The sequence below is a fragment of the Hymenobacter cavernae genome, from assembly GCF_014641455.1.
Classification (GTDB): domain Bacteria; phylum Bacteroidota; class Bacteroidia; order Cytophagales; family Hymenobacteraceae; genus Hymenobacter; species Hymenobacter cavernae.
The window spans coordinates 125,329-145,274 of sequence record NZ_BMHT01000001.1 but is presented as its reverse complement, the minus strand read 5'-3'; the positions used below and the strand labels follow the sequence as shown (position 1 = coordinate 145,274).

14 protein-coding genes and 1 tRNA gene are annotated in these 19,946 nt (G+C 52.7%); 6 read left to right on the top strand and 9 right to left on the bottom strand.

The window, feature by feature from the left end; all coding sequences use genetic code 11:
• Positions 1–24: 24 nt before the first annotated feature.
• Positions 25–3,270, bottom strand: coding sequence for a SusC/RagA family TonB-linked outer membrane protein (locus IEX74_RS00610; RefSeq protein WP_229755060.1), 3,246 nt, complete (start codon positions 3,268–3,270; stop codon positions 25–27).
• A 682-nt stretch (positions 3,271–3,952) separates the two neighbouring features.
• Here IEX74_RS00610 and rpsA point away from each other — a divergent pair.
• The 3 genes from rpsA to cphA all read left to right on the top strand — a co-directional run bounded on the left by rpsA (position 3,953) and on the right by cphA (position 9,272).
• On the top strand, positions 3,953–6,079 hold the full coding sequence (gene rpsA, locus IEX74_RS00605) for a 30S ribosomal protein S1 (RefSeq protein WP_188809954.1): 2,127 nt from the start codon (positions 3,953–3,955) through the stop codon (positions 6,077–6,079).
• Between the two features lie 259 nt (positions 6,080–6,338).
• Positions 6,339–6,409 (top strand) — tRNA-Cys (locus IEX74_RS00600).
• Positions 6,410–6,644: 235 nt separating this feature from the next.
• Positions 6,645–9,272 carry a cyanophycin synthetase gene (cphA, locus tag IEX74_RS00595; protein ID WP_188809953.1) on the top strand — a complete coding sequence of 876 codons (2,628 nt, stop codon included), beginning with the start codon at positions 6,645–6,647 and terminating at the stop codon, positions 9,270–9,272.
• A 206-nt stretch (positions 9,273–9,478) separates the two neighbouring features.
• Here cphA and IEX74_RS00590 read toward each other — a convergent pair whose 3' ends face one another.
• Positions 9,479–10,426 carry a DUF8428 domain-containing protein gene (locus IEX74_RS00590; protein ID WP_188809952.1) on the bottom strand — a complete coding sequence of 316 codons (948 nt, stop codon included), beginning with the start codon at positions 10,424–10,426 and terminating at the stop codon, positions 9,479–9,481.
• 127 nt (positions 10,427–10,553) lie between these two features.
• Between IEX74_RS00590 and IEX74_RS00585 the strand changes: the two genes are divergently transcribed.
• The gene (locus tag IEX74_RS00585) at positions 10,554–11,171 is read left to right on the top strand and encodes a methyltransferase domain-containing protein (RefSeq protein WP_188809950.1); all 618 of its coding nucleotides are present in this window, start codon (positions 10,554–10,556) and stop codon (positions 11,169–11,171) included.
• A gap of 335 nt (positions 11,172–11,506) precedes the next feature.
• On the top strand, positions 11,507–12,370 hold the full coding sequence (gene kdsA / locus IEX74_RS00580) for a 3-deoxy-8-phosphooctulonate synthase (RefSeq protein ID WP_188809949.1): 864 nt from the start codon (positions 11,507–11,509) through the stop codon (positions 12,368–12,370).
• A gap of 444 nt (positions 12,371–12,814) precedes the next feature.
• Here kdsA and IEX74_RS00575 read toward each other — a convergent pair whose 3' ends face one another.
• Together IEX74_RS00575 and apaG are read right to left on the bottom strand one after the other, a co-directional pair.
• Positions 12,815–13,645, bottom strand: coding sequence for an O-methyltransferase (locus tag IEX74_RS00575; RefSeq protein WP_188809948.1), 831 nt, complete (start codon positions 13,643–13,645; stop codon positions 12,815–12,817).
• Positions 13,646–13,744: 99 nt separating this feature from the next.
• Entirely contained in the window at positions 13,745–14,131 is a 387-nt protein-coding gene (gene apaG, locus IEX74_RS00570; RefSeq protein WP_188809947.1) for a Co2+/Mg2+ efflux facilitator ApaG/CorD, read from the bottom strand.
• A gap of 109 nt (positions 14,132–14,240) precedes the next feature.
• Between apaG and IEX74_RS00565 the strand changes: the two genes are divergently transcribed.
• Positions 14,241–14,906, top strand: coding sequence for a uracil-DNA glycosylase (locus IEX74_RS00565; protein ID WP_188809946.1), 666 nt, complete (start codon positions 14,241–14,243; stop codon positions 14,904–14,906).
• Positions 14,907–14,987: 81 nt separating this feature from the next.
• Here the strand turns inward: IEX74_RS00565 and lepB are convergent, their stop codons facing one another.
• The 5 genes from lepB to IEX74_RS00540 form a co-directional block, all read right to left on the bottom strand.
• Positions 14,988–16,157, bottom strand: coding sequence for a signal peptidase I (gene lepB, locus IEX74_RS00560; RefSeq protein WP_188809945.1), 1,170 nt, complete (start codon positions 16,155–16,157; stop codon positions 14,988–14,990).
• 162 nt (positions 16,158–16,319) lie between these two features.
• Positions 16,320–17,039, bottom strand: a complete 720-nt coding sequence (gene dapB / locus IEX74_RS00555; RefSeq protein WP_188809944.1) for a 4-hydroxy-tetrahydrodipicolinate reductase — start codon at positions 17,037–17,039, stop codon at positions 16,320–16,322.
• Positions 17,036–17,611: a DUF5683 domain-containing protein gene (locus tag IEX74_RS00550; RefSeq protein ID WP_188809941.1), complete on the bottom strand. Its 576-nt coding sequence runs from the start codon at positions 17,609–17,611 to the stop codon at positions 17,036–17,038. The genes dapB and IEX74_RS00550 overlap by 4 nt, the downstream gene beginning before the upstream one ends.
• Before the next feature lie 157 nt (positions 17,612–17,768).
• Positions 17,769–18,719, bottom strand: coding sequence for a ParB/RepB/Spo0J family partition protein (locus IEX74_RS00545; RefSeq protein ID WP_188809939.1), 951 nt, complete (start codon positions 18,717–18,719; stop codon positions 17,769–17,771).
• A gap of 328 nt (positions 18,720–19,047) precedes the next feature.
• Positions 19,048–19,854, bottom strand: coding sequence for a ParA family protein (locus IEX74_RS00540; RefSeq protein ID WP_086597370.1), 807 nt, complete (start codon positions 19,852–19,854; stop codon positions 19,048–19,050).
• Positions 19,855–19,946: the final 92 nt, after the last annotated feature.

The window sequence follows — 19,946 nt, the reverse complement described above, 5'->3', positions numbered from 1 at the left end:
AAGGAAGAGTACTGCTTTTGAAACCTAGAAACCAATGTTGAATCCTACGGTGTAAGTCCGAGCCTGACCAACTGAGTTGCGGTCAACGCCTGAACCCGTATTAGCGCTTGAGCCCGATGAGTTCGTGGAGATTTCTGGATCAATACCTGTGTATTTAGTTAGCAGAGCAGCGTTCTGAACTTGCACGTAAAAGCGGGCAGTAGAAACCCCAATCCTGCTCAGCACAGTTGGCTTCAGGGTGTAGCCAAGAGCTACGTTCCGCAGGCGGGCGAAGTCACCTTTTTCTACGTTTGAAGACATAATCAGAGCTGAGCCGTTAGAAATGTTGTCGCCGTACACCACACGTGGCCATTCTGTATCTGTGTGTTCCGGAGTCCAGCGTTCTAGGATGTCAACGTCGTTGTTCCAAAAGCGCTGATCATGCAGGCCAGCCTTGGTACCGTTGTAGATGTAGTTACCGCCAGAGAACTGAATGAAAACACCTAGGTCTAAGCCTTTGTAGCGGAATGTATTATCAAAGCCACCATACCACTTCGGCAGGGTCGGACCGTAGTATTTGCCATCTACCAACTGATTAGGAGCCGTAGTAGCTTTTCCCTCGCGGTCCGTCCACCCAGCACCTTGGTGGTCGTACTCTGCCACAGTGCCATCGGCCTTCTGAATCATTCGGCGACCGTTATTAGGATCTACACCAAGTGAAGGCACAGCTAGGATCTGTCCTACTGACTCGCCTGCTTGTGTATAGTTGACAGTCTCTGAACCAGATGTAGCTGTGCCAATGCGCTGTCCTTCGTTAGCTAATGTTAAAACCTGGTTCTTCAGCGTAGTGAGATTGCCACTGATAGTCCAATTGAAATCTGCCTTTTGGATAGCGTTGAACCGTAGATTGAGTTCGATACCTGTGTTACGCATCGAGCCCACGTTGTCCAGAATAGAGTTGATGTTGATATTGGTTACATCACCAGGAGTACCACCTGGAATACCCTTCGACGGAGCCTGCGGAATACGGAGGATCATACCATCAACCAGGTTCCTGTAGTAAGCAAAGTCACCTGTGAGGCGGTCCTGTAGGAGACCAAATGAAACACCAACGTCTGTCTTCTTACTGGTTTCCCAATTTAGCCGCTTGTTGCCGGGTGCGCTGAAGTACAACGTAGAATTAGCGCCATAGAAGCTTGACTCATATGTCTGCAACGAAGCAAAATCATCAATACCTTGGTTGTTGCCAACTTCACCATAGCTACCTGTTACTTTCAGGAAGCTAAGCACATTGGAGAAAGCAACATTTTTCCAGAAGCTTTCTTCTGAAATCACGTAACCTAGCGAAGCTCCGTAGAAGTTGCCCCACTTTTTCGCAAAAGCCGAGTAACCGTCACGCCGGAAGTTGATGGTAGCTAGGTACTTCTTTCCAAAGTCGTAGTTCAAACGACCGAAATACGATAACAGGTAGTTTGCACCTTGAAAGTTGCCGGCTACAGCTACGTTAGCGTAGCCACCTTGAAAAGTAGTGAAGTAGGGGTCGGCTACACCCGTACGGTTGGCACCCCAGCGTAGCACATCGGTGTGCTGCTGTTCATTACCTAGCAGCAGCGAGAAGTTATGATTCTCTCCAAGCGTCCGATCATATTGCAACGTATTCTGCCAGTTCCAGCGCTTGTTGGTGCGGTAGTAGTTAATAGCTTGGCCATTACCGGAGGCATCACCTGCAATAGAGGTATAGAAAGCGCGGTCTTCAAAAGAAATATTGTTGATGCCGAATGTAGTACGGGCATTTAAGCCTTTGATGATTTCCCAATTAGCATAAACGCTTCCCTGAATTTCATTACCGTCAGATTTGAAGTAGTTATTCTCCAAATCTACTAAAGGGTTGTAGTAGCTTGTTAAAAGTGGTGTACCTGCCGGTCCGCCCGGATTGAGGTTAGCACCTGGACCTATGCCAGCACCACTAATATTATAGGTGCCGTCAGGATTCCGGGGAGCTACGTTAGGAGGAAGTACCAGTGGTAAACGACCTAGGCCAGCAATACCAAAAGCTGCATCGCCAACTGAGCCTGAGTTTGGTGATGAATTTTGGGTGTTAGAGTAGCCCACCCGCAGACCAATTGAGAAGTTCTTGTATACTTTGTGGTCTAGGTTCAAGCGAGCCGACAAACGCTTAAACTGGTTTTTTTCCAGCATGCCTTTCTGATTCGTATAGCCTACCGACGAGTAGTAATTGGTCTTGTCAGTACCACCCGAAAAGCTCACATTGTTAGAGGTAGAGAAGCCCGTCCGATAAACATAGTCGTACCAGCGCGTATCCACCAGACTGCCATCAGGATTATAGGAAGGAAGGAAGCCTTCTATGTTGTTGCCTGCTGCGCCAGCTGCTACCCGGTTTGCATTCAGGTTCCGAACCGCCTCATTTTTGATATCCATGTACTGTTGGGCATTAAGCACATCGTACAGGCGCACTGGCTGCGACCAGCCTGCCCACGAATCAAGTGTTACACGGCTTTGGCCTTTCTTGCCTTTCTTAGTCGTAATCAGAATAACACCACCAGCAGCACGCGAACCATAGATAGCACCGGCAGAAGCATCCTTTAGCACTTCCAGGCTCTCGATGTCATTTGGGTTAAGATTGCTGAGCGGATTGTTCGGCACGCTGCCTACTGCGGAGGTATTGCCGCTAAAGGCTGGAATACCGTCGATAACAACCAGTGGTGCTGAACTTAGGGTTATGGAGTTTACCCCCCGAATACGGATAACAGGAGCGTTATTCAACACTCCGTTCGGCGTGGTGATGTTAACACCAGACGCACGTCCCTGTAAGGCTTGATCAAAACTTTGAACCGGAGTATTAGCAATTTCTGCTCCTTTAATCGTTGCTACGGAACCAGTTAAGTCGCGCCGGGCCTGGGTGCCGTAACCAACTACTACTACCTCATCCAAGCCCGTAGCACTAGAGGCTAGTGTTACGTTGATGGTTGACTCGTTGCCGATGTTAACGGTTTTCGAATCATACCCAATTGATGAGTAAACTAAGCTGGTTGCTGAAGCGGGTGCGTTCAACGAGTAAGTGCCGTCAACGCTAGTTGATGTACCTAAAGACGTGCCTTTTACAACTACAGTAACCCCTGGTAGCCCAGCTCCGTCAGGGCCGACTACTTTCCCGGACACAGCGCGGCTTTGCGCCCTCAACTCATGGCCTGCCAGCGCAAGTATTGTAAACAGGCAGAGTAGTAGAATTTTCCTCATGTGGTAGAGTTTGGTTGATTGGAAAAAATTCAAAGAATATAACGAATGAAGATGATATTTTTAAGAAAAACAAATGTGTTTGATCATTTTTTCAATAATAGGTGTCATATCCTAGGTCAAATAGCCGATTCTATCTGTTATGATGTGGGTAGTTGCTTTTAGGTAGTAATTCGATAAACATAGCACAATGCTGGTTGAATGCCCTATTATTTAGGGTGTGTTCTTCTGTATAGCTATGTTTTCAGCCTAGAGGTCTATAAATCACATCTTGCATAGATTAAGTAAAAATGAAAATTAGCTAGATTAAACTTTGGCATCATTTAGTAGAACTTTCCCAGATATATAAACAAGATAATATTTATAGTTAATTGTATTTTTTTGCTAAAGAAAAAGGTATTAGAAAGTCTAGGTATAAGCACCATTAAGTACTGCCTGTACCTTACTGGTTCTACTTGTAGGTTAAAAAGGGCGTCTAGGTGAGCCGCCTACTGTAGTGCTTTATCAGAAAGAGAATGAGGGAGTAAATCCTTGTTAAATAGCGTATCAGGGAAAGAGCTTTTGAGTTGCTTGCTGCTATTTTTCTTCAGCCGAATTCTGTATCTTTGCGCCCCCTCCAGGGTGGTAGGGTCTGATGCTGAGCTTCAGATAGTTACAAACAACGCGTGCCGACTGTTGGCCCTAGGTCGGAACGTGTATAGCTAGGGCCCAGACCAATATGGCAGAAGTAGTAGATAACTTCGATTGGGACAACGTCGGAGCTAGCGGCTTTGGTGGCAATTACAGCGCCGAGGAGCGCGCCCGCATGGAACAGATGTACGGCGACACGCTGACGACCGTGCAGGAAGAAGAAGTTGTACGGGGAACGGTAGTCGGCATCACCGACCGCGACGTTATCCTGAACATCGGCTTCAAATCGGACGGCCTCGTGCCCTTGTCTGAATTCCGCGACCTACCCGACCTGAAGGTTGGCGACCAGGTAGAGGTATTCATCGAAGACCAGGAAGACCTGAACGGCCAGCTAATCTTGTCGCGCAAGAAGGCGAAGATCAAGCAGGCTTGGAAGGCCATTTACGATGCACTGGAGAATGATACCGTGCTGGAAGGCGTGGTAAAGCGTCGCACTAAAGGCGGCCTCATCATGGAGCTGGATGGCGTAGAAGCTTTCTTGCCCGGTTCGCAAATTGACGTGAAACCGATCCGTGACTTCGACATCTATGTAGGTCGTCGCATGGAAGTGAAAGTAGTAAAAATCAACGCTGCTTTCGACAACGTGGTTGTTTCGCACAAAGTCCTGATCGAGAAAGACCTCGAGAAGCAGCGCGAAGCTATCCTCAACAACCTGGAGAAAGGCCAGATCCTCGAAGGCGTTATCAAGAACATGACGAACTTCGGCGTGTTCATCGACCTAGGTGGTGTCGACGGTCTGCTGCATATCACCGACATCTCGTGGGGCCGCATCGCGCACCCAAGCGAAGTGTTGCAGCTCGATCAGAAGCTGAACGTAGTAGTTCTGGACTTCGACGAAGCCAAGAAGCGTATCAGCCTAGGTTTGAAGCAGTTGACCCCGCACCCATGGGATTCGCTGCCCGCCGACATGGGCGTAGGCTCGAAGGTGAAAGGCCGCATCGTGAACGTAGCCGACTATGGCGCATTCATGGAAATCATCCCTGGCGTAGAAGGCCTCATCCACGTTTCGGAAATGAGCTGGAGCCAGCACCTGCGCAACCCACAGGACTTCATCAAGCAGGGTGACGTAGTGGAAGCGCAGATCCTGACGCTCGACCGCGACGACCGCAAGATGAGCCTAGGTATCAAGCAACTGACCGAAGATCCTTGGACTCGTGGTGACTTCGGTACGAAGTACGCTGTAGGTACCAAGCACAACGGTCTGGTGCGTAACCTGACCAACTTCGGCCTGTTCGTAGAGCTGGAAGAAGGTGTTGACGGCCTCGTGCACGTTTCGGACCTGTCGTGGACCAAGAAGATCAAGCATCCTTCGGAAGTTGTGAAGGTTGGTGACCGTCTGGACGTGCTGGTGCTGGAGCTGGACGTTGCAAACCGTCGCTTGGCCCTAGGTCACAAGCAGCTGGAGGAAAACCCCTGGGATACGTTCCAGACGGTGTTCACCCCTGGCTCGGTTCACCGCGCTACCATCACCGAGAAAAACGACCGTGGCGCTGTGCTCGAGTTGCCTTACGGCATCGAAGGCTTCGCGTATCCGAAGTCGCTGGTGAAGGAAGACGGCTCGAACGCTGAGAACGGCGAAACGCTGGACTTCCGTGTGGTAGAATTCTCGAAAGACGACCGTCGCATCGTGCTGTCGCACTCGGCCACTTTCGGTCAGCAGGCGCAGCAGGAAGACGACCGCAATTCGAAGTTCGCCAAGAAGAAGCCTGCCGCTGGCCAACCTGCCGGCAACACTCAGGCTGACGGTAAGCAGAATGACGCGAAGAAGCTGGCTCCGGCTGAGAAGTCGACCCTAGGTGACCTGGACGCTCTAAGCGCCCTGCGTGACCGGATGATGGGTAACGAGCGTCAGGCTGGCGAGCAGAAGCTGCAAGCCCAAGCTGAGAAGAAAGCTCCAGCTCCAGCTCCAGCGGCCGAAGCTCCGGCTCCTGCCGCTGAAGCTCCTGCTGAAGGTGGCATCCTAGCCAGCGTGACCAGTGCTGCTGCCGCTGCTTTCGACAAAGCCAAGGAAGTAGCCAGCGACGCAGTAGATGCTGCTACGCACTCGGCTGCTTTCGAGAAAGCCAAAGAAGTAGCTGGTGACGTAGTAGAGCGGGCTAAGCACCTGCTCGACTCGGACGACGCTGCCGACAAAAAAGAAGGCGACCAGGCATAAGCAACCCTAGGTCGTTGAGTAAAGAAAGGCTCCGGTTATTCCGGAGCCTTTTTTATTTTCAAGCTAATAATCATCGTAGCCCCGGCAACAGTAGTCCTTCGCTGCGCATAGTAGTAGACGATGGGTAAAAACGAATGATTTTTAAAAGGTCGCTATTTGATTCTCACAGAAAAACAGCGGCTTACCTTTAATTGCAGCGGAAAAGCAGGACTTGGTTTGGCATAAGCCAGATAAACCTGTAAGTTTGCATCCTCATTCTGGTGACGTGACCGAGTGGCTAGGTAGAGGTCTGCAAAACCTCCTACAGCGGTTCGAATCCGCTCGTCACCTCTCTTTATAGTTCCTGTTTTCAGTAGCTCAGTACCCCGGTTGATTAGCCCCAACCGGGGTTTTTGTTTTTAGGCCCTATAGTGTTGAGTTAGAAGCCTAGGTCGGGAGGAAGTGCTAGAAAAAGCGCATAGAAATGCGTAAGTGGGGCGACAAAACATAATCCTTACATTTAAGAAAATCGTACAAGCGGGCTACCCACCGCCCATTCCACTTCCTTTCCAAGCACTTCTATTCTATGAAGATTATTGACCTGCGCACCATGCGCGGCCCAAGCTACTGGTCTGTCAAGCACTACAAGTTGATTGTAATGAAGGTGGACCTTGAAGACTTCGCTAATGTATGGTCAGATGCGGTGCCTGGGTTAGATTCCAGGCTCATGCAGCTATTCCCGACGATGGGCCAGCCGCAACCGACCGTTGAAGCAACAAAGTACTCTACCAAGTACCCGCCGCTTACTCACGAACAGCTTTCCGATGGTGAACCCCTAGGCCATGTCATTCAGCACGTTGCGCTGGAGTTGCAGCGCATGGCCGGAATGCCGGTTTACTGGGGGAAGTCGTACCCAGCGCGCGAAGAAGGCGTTGAGTTCGTGGTGTTTGCCTACCAGGAGGAGCGGGCTGGCCGTGCCGCGGCGGAAGCTGCTGTGCAAATCGTGGAGGCTTTGTGTAAGGAACAGACAATTGATCTGCAACCAATCATTGAGGAGCTGCACGAAATTCGGGAGGATGAGTTCTTTGGACCTAGCACCTGGAGCATTGTCGCGGAAGCCGCTTCGCGCAACATTCCGTACATCCAGCTTAAGAACAGCTCGATCATTCAGCTAGGTTACGGTTGCAATCAGAAGCGTATTCAGGCAACCACGTCTTCTAAAACGGCCTATTTCGCCGTCGAAATTGCCGGTAATAAGAACAAAACCAAGGCCATGCTGCACGATGCCGGCGTGCCGGTGCCACGTGGCACCACGGTTTATTCGCCGGAAGGCTTGCAGGATGCCATTGAAGAGCTAGGTTACCCCATCGTGACGAAGCCGCTCGACGGCAACCACGGCAAGGGCGCCACCATCAAGATTAAGAATTGGGAACAAGCCCTAGCGGGCCTGAAAGCTGCGCAGGAATACTCGCGCGCCGTCATTGTGGAGCGCTACGTGGAAGGCGACGACTACCGCCTGCTGGTGGTGAATGGCAAGCTCATTGCGGCCGCTAAGCGCACGCCGGCCGCCGTGACCGGCGATGGCGTGAGCACGATTCAGCAGCTTATTGATCAGGTAAATACCGATCCGCGCCGCGGAATTGGTCACGAAAAGGTGCTGACCCAGATTAAAGCCGATCAGCATACGATGGACCTCTTGCAAGGGCAGGATCTGACACTGGAATCGGTATTGCCCGTGGGTAAAACGGTGTATCTGAAAAGCACCGCCAACATCAGCACCGGCGGCACCGCGACGGATGTGACCGATTTGGTAGATCCTTATAACGTCCTACTGGCCGAGCGCGTAGCCGGTATTATCGGCCTGGACATCTGCGGTATTGATCTGCTGACCAGTGACATTGCCATTCCGCTGAATGAAACCCGCGGTGCTGTTATTGAGGTGAATGCTGCGCCCGGCTTCCGGATGCACATTTCGCCTACAGAAGGCCTGCCGCGCAACGTAGCCGCGCCGGTGGTCGATATGCTGTTCCCGCCCGGCTCAGCGTCCCGTATTCCGATCATTGCCATTTCTGGAACCAACGGCAAGACCACTACCACGCGCCTGATTGCGCACATTGTTGCGGCGAAAGGCTATAAAGTGGGCTTCACGACCACTGATGGCATTTATATCCAGAATAAGCAGTTGCAAAAAGGCGACTGTACCGGCGCCGTCAGCACCGAATTTGTGCTGAAAGATCCCACAGTAAACTACGCGGTACTCGAAACGGCCCGCGGCGGTATGCTGCGATCAGGCCTAGGTTTTAATACCTGCGATATTGCGGTGGTAACCAACGTCGCCGCCGACCACCTAGGTCAGCGTGACATCTATACGTTGGAGGAAATGGCCGAGGTGAAGGCCGTTGTGCCGCGTACCGTGCAGAAGAACGGCTGGGCCGTGTTGAATGCAGACGACAACCTGGTATATGGCATGGCAAAAGGCTTGGATTGCCGTGTGGCCTTCTTCAGTATGGATGAGAACAACCCGCGCATTCGCGAGCATGTAGAGCAGGGGGGCGTGGCGGCTGTCTATGAGGAAGGCTACGTGACGATTTATAAGAACAGCTATAAGCTGCGCATCGACCGAGCGGTTGAGTTCCCGGTGACTTTTGGTGGCCGTGCAGGCTTTAACATCGAGAACTCGCTGGCCGCCGCATTAGCGACGTATCTGGCGGGCTTCGAGCGCGACGAGATTAAAACGGCGCTACGCACGTTTGTGCCTTCCGCTACCAAGACGCCGGGCCGTATGAACGTATATCGGTTTCCTAAATTCGAAGTGGTCGTCGACTACGCGCACAACACCGCAGGGCTTGAGAAATTTGCAGAGTTCCTCAATAACACGCCTGCAACGCGTAAGATTGGGGTTGTATCCGGGCTCGGCGACCGGCGGGATGAGGACACCCTAGGTTTTGCGCGCGTAGCAGGTCGCATTTTTGATGAAGTAATCCTGCGCCAAGATCGTGACCTACGCGGCAAAACTGCTGATGAGCTGCGCGAAATCATGACTCGTGGCTTGCGTCTGGATAAGCCGGAACTACCCATAACTTACATTGAAAACGAGATGGAGGCCATTGACCATGTGTTGGCTACTGCTCCCGAGGGCGCCGTCGTTGTGTTGCTAACAGAAAATATCAGCGGCACGACCAAGAAGCTGGAGGAGTTCGAGCAGTCCATCTGAACCACGGATTCGATCAAATTAATTGAATTCCACGGCTTTTGCGGACGATTCACTTCTGCTCTTTTCCTGATTTATTCTGACTTCACTCTCAAAAAGAAAAGCCTTCCCATTGCTGGGAAGGCTTTTCTTTTTGAATAGAACCTAGGTTATGAATTGTCCACAAAAGCCGTGGAATCCGAAAAACCCGCAGGGATTCGTGGTTCAGACTACTTCAGCGTGAACGTCGTTTTGCCGATCATCACGCCGCCGGAGTACAGCTCCACCGTGTGCAAACCCGTTTTGTAAGGAGCGCCTTTGGCATACACAAACTGCACAGGCTGGCGCGTGTTGTCGTACACGATGTCCTGCTTGGCCGTGTAGAACGCCTCAGCGCCATCAATCATGAACGTGCCGCCGCCGGTGCTCAGGTTGTAGAGCGCCGAACCATCCGGCTCGATCAGACGCATCATGATCTGCTTGGTTTCTTTCGGCGCGACGTCATTGCGAGCGATGTTGAAGGTTACTTTCACCTTTTCCACACGCTTGGCTTTAAACTCGTTTTCTTCGTCGTCCTTCTCTTTGTTGCGGCTGTTAACGACACCAACCTTAATGTTTTCAGCCTGCAAGCGCGAAGCGATATTAACTTTCTCGGTCAGCTCCTGATTCGAGCGCACTACCGTCGAAATCGTGTCGGTGAGCTTGTTTTGGCGCTCTTTCAGAGTCGTTGTCTCCGTGTAGAGTGCCTCATTATCCTGCTTGAGCTGCGCAATTTCGGCATCTTTCGCCTTCAACTGGCTTTCCAGGTTAGCAGCGCGCTGCTTGAAGCGTTGCTGATCGGCAATCGAGAAGCTGCCTTTCTTGAAGGAGCGCAGCTTCAGTAGGTCGGCGTTGATAGAAGCAATCTTGGCTTCCAGCGAGTCGTTGGATTGGCCCATTGCCTGCACCTCCTGGCTTTGCCGCTCAAAATCAGCTTTGAGGGTTTCGAATTGCTTGATCTGTTCCTCTAGCTTCGTGTCTTTTTCCTGCACGGTAGCTGTAAGCTGCTCATTCTGCTTGCCCTTCTGCTGATTCATATAAATCAACACGGCATTGATGCCCAGCAGGACCAGAATGAGGGCTATCCAAAGTAGGGCCCGGTTATTTTTCTGGGGCTCGGGGCTGGTATTTTGTTCCATGGCAAACGTGGGTGTTTTAAATGAGTAAAGCCCGGACTGTCCGGATGGCGCATTACCTTTATTCGCAAAAATAAACGGATTAGCTGCCTACGCAAATTCAGCCTCTAGTTAATAATTCTGTACGAATTTGGATTTAACCTTTGATGAGTCTTACTGGAGCCAGCGCTACGCTACGGGGCGCACCGACTGGGACGCAGGCGCAATAACGCCACCGCTGCGGGATTATTTTGCGCAGCTAGGTTCACCCGACGACCGGCGAATCCTGATTCCGGGTGCTGGAAAGGGCTATGAAGCTGAGTATCTGTATGATCGGGGCTTTACAAAAATCTTTGTGGCCGACGTGGCGCCGGAGGCTTTACAAGCCTTGCAGGCGCGGGTACCTAGCTTTCCGAAGGAACATTTGCTATTACAGGATTTTTTCAGGCTGCCCGCCGCGCCGCCTTACGACTTGCTGGTGGAACAAACATTTTTTTGTGCTTTGCCGCCGGCGCTACGACCTGCTTACGCCGAGCAGTGCGCCCGACTCCTGCGAGCGGGCGGTACGCTGATGGGCGTACTGTTCGATGCCGATTTCGGACCTAGGTCGGAGCCGCCCTTCGGGGGCAGCCGCGAGGAGTACCGCGCGTACTTCGCTCCCTACTTTGAGTTCGTACACTTTGAAACCGCGTATAACTCCATCAAACCCCGCCAAGGCCGTGAGTTGTTTATTTGCCTGAAGAAGAAAATTGGCTCTGAACAGCAGTAAAAGAGTTATGCGATTACTCCTAAAACTCTTTTACGCTATCTGGGTACTTGTCTTGACAGGGGCGGTGCTAGCTTGTGCCTTGTCAACTAGCGTCTGGGCTGTGGCAGTATACAGGAACTACCTCAACCTATATACTGAAGAAGAGCTTCAAAAAACCGTACTTTTTGACCCTAGGCGTGCTGATGTATACCCTGTTTTTCTAATAGTGTCAGTCATTTTCTTGTTGCTGTTTATTACGCTTCTTCGCTCAGCATTACGGCTCCGAATGCCGCATTCATAACCTGCACTTCATCTGTTTATCGCGCCTACTAAACGACGCATTGCGTTTACCTCTCATGTTTAACTCTCTCGCCACTGCCCTCCCGCATTTTCGCAATACAAATTCTGGTCAGTTCTTTCTAATGGCAGGCCCCTGCGTGATTGAGGGCGAAGACATGGCCCTGCGCATCGCCGAGCGCGTGAAGCACATCACGGATAAGCTTCAGATTCCGTACATCTTCAAAGGCTCGTACCGCAAGGCCAACCGCTCGCGCCTCGACTCCTTCACCGGCATCGGCGACGAAACGGCGCTGCGGATTCTCCAGAAAGTAAGCAAGGAAATCGGCGTGCCTACCGTCACGGATATTCACGAAACCGGCGAGGCTGCCTTCGCCGCCGAATACGTTGATGTGCTGCAAATTCCGGCCTTTCTGTGTCGCCAGACTGATCTGCTCATCGCGGCGGCCAAAACCGGCAAGGTGGTCAATATCAAAAAAGGCCAGTTTCTGTCGGGTGCGGCTATGCAGTTTGCCGTCGATAAAGTGAAGCAATCCGGCAACGAGAACGTCATCCTCACCGACCGCGGTAACTCCTTCGGCTACTCCGACCTGGTGGTGGACTTCCGCAATCTGCCCGAGATGCAAAGCTTCGGCGTGCCCGTCGTGATGGACGTGACACACTCCTTGCAGCGGCCCAACCAGGCCAGCGGCGTAACCGGCGGCCAACCCGCTCTTATCGAGACGATTGCCAAAGCGGCCATTGCCGTTGGCGCCGATGGTTTGTTTATCGAAACGCACCCGACGCCCGCCACCGCCAAGTCGGACGGTGCCAATATGCTGCCCCTGGATCAGCTGGAGCGACTCCTCACCAAGCTGACCAATATCCGCCAGGCTTTGCAGGACGAAGGGCACGTAGCGGACCTAGGTGTAGCGGGTTTGTAGCTGCCAACTATCCAATTTTAATGTCCGTTTTTTGCGAAAACATACCTTATATTTGTTTCGTTGAAAACAAAAATAGCAGGAAGCTCGCGCCTCCTGCTACCATTACGCTAGGGGCCAAATAAGAGGTATAAACCTCCCATTCCTCCCAAAGCTGCCAGTACCTTCACCAGGAAGGTAGTGGAAACCTGAATGGAGCATTGGAAATGAAGCCCATCCAAGTCTGTACGACCCTTACCCATAACCAGTGGATTTGAGGGTGGCTCACACACCCACTTATCCCGAAGCCCGTGCTCACAACACGGGCTTCACTGTTTTAAGAGCTCAAAACAGTCGTGTTGGCGGGGTGACAACCGTACGCTTGCCAAATATACTGGCATTTAGGGCATTTGTTTGCTATTTATAATAGCAAATTTATTTGCCGTATCATTCGGCCACCTGATCAACCTAGGCCGATAAGCTCCGGGTTCGGTTAAGAAGCTTATCCACTAAGTTGTCGAAGCGCAGGCGGAAGTGCTGCTTTGGCTGGTTTTTGCGGAAAAACACCAAGCCCACAAAGAACAGATCAATCGTCAGCAGTACTTCCGGGTGTGCTTTGATGGTTTCCCAGGCACGCGTCATCTCCGCTGACCAGTGAATGTCGTCGAAAACAAAAAGGCTGTGCTCGGTGCGGAAGGGGAGAAGCTGCTCGAAATAGCGCACAGTGGGCTCGTAGCGGTGGTTGCCGTCGAAGAAGACAAAGTCAACGGGGCTACCTAGGTTTTTAGCGCTGGCTGCTAAAGTGTTATCGAGGTTTCCTTCTACCAGCGTGACGTTCTTCAGACTTAGGTTCTGAAAAGTCTCGCGGGCAACGGCAGCCGTCTGGGGGCAGCCTTCAAATGTGACGACGCGCGTCCGTGAATTAGCGGCAGCCAAGTAAGCCGTCGTCAGCCCTAGGGAAGTACCTAGCTCCAGCACAGTACGGGGCTGAAAATGATTGACCAACCGGAAGAGCAGCTGCCCGAATTTGCGCGGCTTGGCCGCCGTGCGGGCAATATCGCGCACGCGGCGCTCCGTGCCGGCACCGGTATGCGAGCCAGCACCAAAGTCGCAGACGGTTATGGAATCGGGCCGGTGCAGCAAGGCTTTACGCTCCGCCTCAATGCGTGCAAACGCGGAGTAGAAGCCGCCGCGCTGAATAACGTCGTTGTAGAGCGCAAAAACGAACGGGGAATGCAGCCCATGCGCATTCCCCGAGCGGAGTAAAAACTGTAAGTAGCTGAGTGCCTGGTAGAGCAATTTCTGGTGCTTAGGTAACCGTGCTTAGTGCGGAGATAGCAAAATCAAGGATTTCCTGTTCGCTAAACACTGCTAACTAAGTATCGGGTACCAAAAATACTAATTCAGACGGTAGGGGACTACCAGCGTGAACTCAGGAATTTCTACCATAAAGCTACGGCCGTCCACGAGACGTTCCATCTGATAAGTGCCGCACATTTTGCCCAGGCCGCTCTTAAGGTTGCAACCCGATACATATTGGTGCGAGTCGCCGGGCTCCAGCACAGGCTGCTGCCCTACAACGCCTTCCCCTTCTACTTCGCGCACGACACCATTGGCATCATGAATGTGCCAGTGCCGGCGTAGCAGCTTCACCGTATATTCGCTATTGTTGCGAATATCAATTTTGTAGGCAAACACGTAGTGTTCCTGGCTAGGGCTGGAATAGTCGGGTAGATAATTTGTTGTGACGCTAACCGTGACGCCTTGCGTGGTCGTGGTATTCATGGCTCTCATTCAGTTCAGTAAAAGACAAACAGCCGTGGCCGGAATTTGGTTTATCTACGCAGCTTAGCCCTAAAAAGGTAAGCTGACTCCTTAAAAAATTACATATTCCATGTCTGTAAAGATAGAAGAAAGCTGGCAGCGCGTACTACAAGATGAGTTTGAAAAGCCATATTTTCAACACCTGACGGCTTTCATTCGGGGCGAGTACGCTACCACGACCGTGTATCCACCTGGCCCGCAGATATTTCACGCGTTTGAAGCCTGCCCGTTCGACAAAACCAAAGTGGTGATCCTAGGTCAGGACCCGTACCACGGACGCGGACAGGCCCACGGTCTGTCTTTCTCCGTGGCGCACGGCGTACGCACGCCCCCGTCGCTCCAGAATATCTTCAAGGAGCTGCACGACGACCTGCCCGGCACACCGCCCGCCCCCGATGGCAACCTCGACCGCTGGGCGCAGCAAGGTGTTTTACTGCTCAACGCCACGCTCACTGTGCGAGCTAGTGAGCCAGGCTCGCACCAGAAAAAGGGCTGGGAGCAGTTTACCGATGCCGTTATTCAGAAAATATCGGAGCAGAAGGAGCACGTCGTATTCATTCTGTGGGGCGCCTACGCGCAGAAAAAAGGTGAAATCATTGACGGTAGCAAGCACCTCGTGCTCAAAGCGGCGCATCCTTCTCCCTACGCCGCCGACCGGGGATTCTTCGGCTCCAGGCCCTTCAGCAAGACAAACGCCTACCTGGAACAGCACGGCCAAACGCCAATTCAGTGGTAGCTAGCCCAACCTAGGTACACAAAAAAGACGTCCTGAGCAGGACGCCTTTTTTGTGTACCTAGGTTGTGAGTTTATTGATGACTAATCGATCAGATTAAACAAGCGGCTCCAACGAATTTTGTGGAAGAAATCGGAGTAAGGGTCCACTGACAGCCAGATGAGCACGGCTTTACCAACGATATGGTCTTCCGGCACAAAACCCCAATAGCGCGAATCAAGCGAATCGTGGCGGTTGTCGCCCATCATGAAGTAGTAGTTCTGCTTGAAGGTGTAGGTGGTAAGAGGCTTACCATTCTGCTGAATCACGCCATTAAGGACCGTAACGCCCTCGTTATGCTCGTAGCGCAGAATGATTTTTTCGTAGAAAGGCGTGTTTTCGGGCGTGAGTTGCACCGTCTGGCCTTTCTTTGGGAGTTGCAGCGGGCCGTAGTTGTCGCGGTTCCAGTTGAATTTGGCCGGGGTGCTAGGTTGACTGTGGGGATAGTCGGGGTTATTGGGGAAAATGTCCATCTCAGCCTGACCAGCCGGGCTTTTATCCTGCACAATGCCTTTCACGAAAGACTGCTGCTTGAAATAGTCGGCGGTAGCGGGCGTGGCATCTACGATGTACGCGGGGCCAAACTGCGTAGGCTGCGGCTGCGGAATGCCCGACGGGTTGTTGAAATCGGTCACGCCCTGGTCACGAAACACTTTGTCGCGAATGACATCATTCACCTGTAGGTAGTAGCGATTCTGGCTCTGGGGCGGGTTGTTCATGGGCTTGCCATTCACAAACACCTGCGTATCCTTGATTTCCAGCACGTCGCCGGCTACGGCCACGCAACGCTTGATGTAGTTGGTGCGGAGGTCGGCGGGGTGCTGGCTTTCGAAGGGCACGTTGAACACGACTACGTCGCCTTGCTTGATTTCCGAGAAACCCGGCAGCCGGTAAGACGGCAGCTGAATAGCATCGGAGTAGCTCTTCCAGTCGGTCCCCCAGATAGTTTGGTGGGTAAGCGGCACCTGCAAAGGCGTCTGCGGGGTGCGCGGCCCGTAGTGAAGCTTGCTCACAAACAGATAATCGCCGACGAGCAGCGAGTGCTCCATGGAAGGCGTCGGGATGGTATACGCCTCAAAGGTGGCCCAGCGGATAAGCGTGGCCGCCACCACTGCAAAGAGAATAGCATCACCCCATTCCCGGAAAAAGCCTTTGGGTTTTTTGATGGGAGGAGGGGGAGTAGCAGTGCGTTGTTCCCAGGATTGTACGGCCATATCGTTGTGCGTGGAAAGCCAGAGTAAGCGAGTAAGATAAAGCCCGGATGCACCGGGCGCTGATTGGTAAATATCTACTTATTTACGCGAATGTTGCGTGAGCCTGCACCTGTGTACCTAGGTTCTGATTTACAGATAGAAAACGTGGCTGCCCACAAAAGATTATAAGCCCAGCAGTTCTTTCATCCCAAATACGCCTTGGCGCCCTGGCAGCCACTCAGCGGCCAGCAAAGCACCCTGCACAAAGCCTTCCCGCGAGTGAGCCTCGTGCTTTAGCTCGATAGCATCCACGTTCGAGGTGTAGGTTACGATATGAGTGCCAACCACTTGGCCTATACGCTCCGAAAGAACGGCTAGTTCCTGCGGCGCTTCGGTGGGTTCGTTGCGCCAGGTGGTTTTGGTCGGGAAGTGCTTCAGAATGCCTTCCGCGGCTGTGAGGGCGGTGCCGCTGGGCTGGTCGACTTTCTGCGTGTGGTGAATTTCTTTCACCTGCACATCGTAGCCGCCAAACTGGTGCATTTTAGCGGCAATGTACTCGTTGAAGTGGAAGAACAGATTCACGCCCACGCTGTAGTTGGAGGCGTAGAACAGGGCACCACCTGTTTGCTGCACCAAAGCCTGCGCTTCTGAAAAGTGATGTAGCCAACCCGTGGAGCCGCAAACAACTGGTATTCCCTGCCGCAGGCACGTCATGACGTTGTTGAAAGCTGAGTCGGGATGCGTAAACTCAATGGCCGCGTCGACAGCTGTCGAATCGAAGTCAGTGATGCTTACGCCAGGGCGGGCCGGATCTACGATACCAGCAATCTGGTGGCCGCGGGCTACGGCCTGGACCTCAATGGCTTTGCCCATTTTGCCGTAGCCAATTAGCAGCAGCTTCATTTAGGTGAGCGTTTAGAATTTAAGTTAAGCGTAAGCGCCAAACCGGGCATCGGTAGCGCCGACGGCATGGGAATGAGGGTAGGGTACCAATGAAGGCTAAGGTCGTCGCTCACATCGAATTCACTCAGGTGCGCGTCTACCACGGCATCTAGGGCCGTAACACCATACACGAGTAGCGAGTAAGCTATGAACTTGTCGCGCGAAGTGCGGTAAACATTAAGGCCTGTTCTGACGTTGGCTTCTGAAGTTTCCAAGCTAGACCTAGGTCCTGGGTCCCCGGTATTAGTCCCTGTTCTTCGCCAGATTTCTAAGCTGTTCGCGTACTCTTTGTAGCGGACTTGATAGAAAAAATCGGCGTAAGTAATTGCGCCAATACCACCGTACACCAACGGCAGCTTCCAGTAGCTGTGGTTGTAAATCTGCCCGCCACCCGGAAAAATGAGCGACAGCAACCCCGCTTTCGCCGGCTTCGTAAGGCGAAAGATCAGTAGCCGCTCTGTCCGGCGAGCAGAGTCGGCGGCGGTGTCTTTCTTGCGCTTCGCGATTGGTCGGCCTTGCGCAGTATCTAGCACACTGTTATTTAGTGTGTTATTACCTAGCGAATTTCCGAGGGAGTTGCCCAATGTACCACCTGGGAAAGTAGTTTGGGAAAATGCCGGACGGATTACTAATGCGAGGACTAGCCCCAGCAGAATACCTAGACCACGAAGCCTGATGTTCATGACGAAATTAGGCGGGTTGCAGAATGTGAAGAATGCGCTGCATGTCTTCCACAGAATCGAAGGCAATCTTGATTTCGCCACGACCCTGCGGACCGGGTTTCACCTGCACGCGGCTGCCAAAGCGGTCGGAGAGGTGGCGCTCGGTGCGGCGCAGCTCGGCCACGGGCACTTGCGGCACGGCAGGCTCGGCGGGAGTCTGCTCGGTAGCAGAGGCAGGCTTGGGCGCCAGACCGTTGCGTACCAGCTGCTCCACGCGGCGCACTGAAAGGTCTTCATCCACGATGCGGTGAAATAGCGTGAGCTGCTGCTCCATATCGTCGATGTTGATCAACGCCCGAGCGTGGCCCATGCTGATAACCGTGTCGCGCAGACCAATCTGAATATCGGGCGGGAGCTTGAGCAGGCGCAGGTAGTTCGTGACGGTCGAGCGGTTCTTGCCCACCCGGTCGCCTAGCTCTTCCTGCTTCAGGTTGCACTCGCTCACCAGCCGCTGATAGCTCAGGGCGATTTCGATGGCATTCAGGTTTTCGCGCTGAATGTTCTCAATCAGAGCCATTTCCAGCATCTGCTGGTCGTCGGCTTTGCGGATGTAGGCCGGAATAGTATCGAGGCCAGCCAGCTTGGACGCTTGCAAACGCCGCTCACCACTGATGAGCTGGTACGCATTCGTACCCGTCTGCCGCACCGTTACGGGCTGAATAATACCCTGAAGCTTAATCGAGTCGGCTAGCTCGCGCAGGGCTTCCTGGTCGAAGTGCGTGCGCGGCTGGTAGGGGTTGGCCTGGATGTGCTCCACCGGAATCATCCCGACCGAGTTGACCGGATGCGGGACAAGGCCCACCCGCTCACTTTTCTTCTCGTAGCTACCTTCAATGAGGGCATTCAAGCCCCGACCTAGGCCACCAATCTTCCGTTTGGGTGCTGCGGGAGCGTTTTTATCTTCGTTCTTCTCTGACATACCTACAATCAGCTTTCACCCAACACCGAGCGAAAGCAAGATTCAAAAATACACAAACGCCGGGGATGCAGCAGAAATTTTGTTCCACGAACAGAAATAATCGTGGAACATTGGGCTGGGATGAACTGGTATGGAAAGCTGGTACACATTGCGGACGTCATTTCCCGCAGAGGTGCGCAGAGGAAACGTAGAAGGGCGCAGTGTTCGATGACGCTCATCAACACCAATACACAGTAAGCTAGGTTGGCTTAAATGAAAATGGCAGGTGAAAACACCTGCCATTTCGTAAAAGAGTAATCAGCAATTCAACTCATCAGCAATCAGCAGATTAAGCTGCTTCGTCGCCGGCTTCTTCGTGCTCACCAGCTACTACGTTCTTCTCCACAATCTCGCGGGCCAGGTTCAGGTAGCTGATCGAGCCTTTGCTTTCCGCATCGTGCAGAATGACCGGGATGCCGAAGCTAGGTGACTCGCTCAGCTTCACGTTGCGCGGAATGATGGTTTCGAACACAAGCTGCTGGAAGTGCAGCTTCACTTCTTCCACCACTTGGTTGGAGAGACGCAGACGCACATCGTACATCGTGAGCAGAATGCCTTCGATTTCCAGCTCCGTGTTCAGGCGGCTCTGAATGATCTTAATGGTATTCAGGAGCTTACCTAGGCCTTCGAGGGCGAAGTACTCGCACTGCACCGGAATGATAACCGAGTGCGCCGCCGTAAGAGCATTCACCGTAATCAGACCTAGGCTCGGCGAGCAGTCGATGATGATGAAGTCGTACTGATCGGCCAGGGGCCGCAGTGCTTCCTTCATCTTCTCCTCGCGGTTGGGCAGGTTGATCATCTCCACCTCAGCACCCACCAAGTCGATGTGGGAGGGCATGAGGTCGAGGTGGGGCAGAATGTTGGTATTCAGGATAATATCCTGGGCGTTGATGCCGTCGACCATGCATTCGTACACGCTGTTCTCGATGTCTTTCGGATCGAAACCCACGCCGGAAGTGGCGTTGGCCTGTGGGTCGGCGTCCACCAGAAGCGTGCGGTACTCCAAGGCCGCCAGGCTAGCCGCCAGGTTGATGGCCGAGGTGGTTTTACCCACTCCTCCTTTTTGATTGGCTACCGCAATAATTTTTCCCATATGATTGATGAGCTGCTAGCTTTAGGCTGTTAGCTCCTAGCTTTTCGTGTTCTGATCAAAAAAAGCTAACAGCCAACAGCTATCAGCTACTA

Coding starts and splice junctions, on each gene's coding strand:
- rpsA (WP_188809954.1), top strand. CDS start 3,953: ATGGCAGAAGTAGTAGATAACTTCGATTGGGACAACGTCGGAGCTAGC.
- cphA (WP_188809953.1), top strand. CDS start 6,645: ATGAAGATTATTGACCTGCGCACCATGCGCGGCCCAAGCTACTGGTCT.
- IEX74_RS00590 (WP_188809952.1), bottom strand. CDS start 10,426: ATGGAACAAAATACCAGCCCCGAGCCCCAGAAAAATAACCGGGCCCTA.
- kdsA (WP_188809949.1), top strand. CDS start 11,507: ATGTTTAACTCTCTCGCCACTGCCCTCCCGCATTTTCGCAATACAAAT.
- apaG (WP_188809947.1), bottom strand. CDS start 14,131: ATGAATACCACGACCACGCAAGGCGTCACGGTTAGCGTCACAACAAAT.
- IEX74_RS00565 (WP_188809946.1), top strand. CDS start 14,241: ATGTCTGTAAAGATAGAAGAAAGCTGGCAGCGCGTACTACAAGATGAG.
- lepB (WP_188809945.1), bottom strand. CDS start 16,157: ATGGCCGTACAATCCTGGGAACAACGCACTGCTACTCCCCCTCCTCCC.
- dapB (WP_188809944.1), bottom strand. CDS start 17,039: ATGAAGCTGCTGCTAATTGGCTACGGCAAAATGGGCAAAGCCATTGAG.
- IEX74_RS00545 (WP_188809939.1), bottom strand. CDS start 18,719: ATGTCAGAGAAGAACGAAGATAAAAACGCTCCCGCAGCACCCAAACGG.
- IEX74_RS00540 (WP_086597370.1), bottom strand. CDS start 19,854: ATGGGAAAAATTATTGCGGTAGCCAATCAAAAAGGAGGAGTGGGTAAA.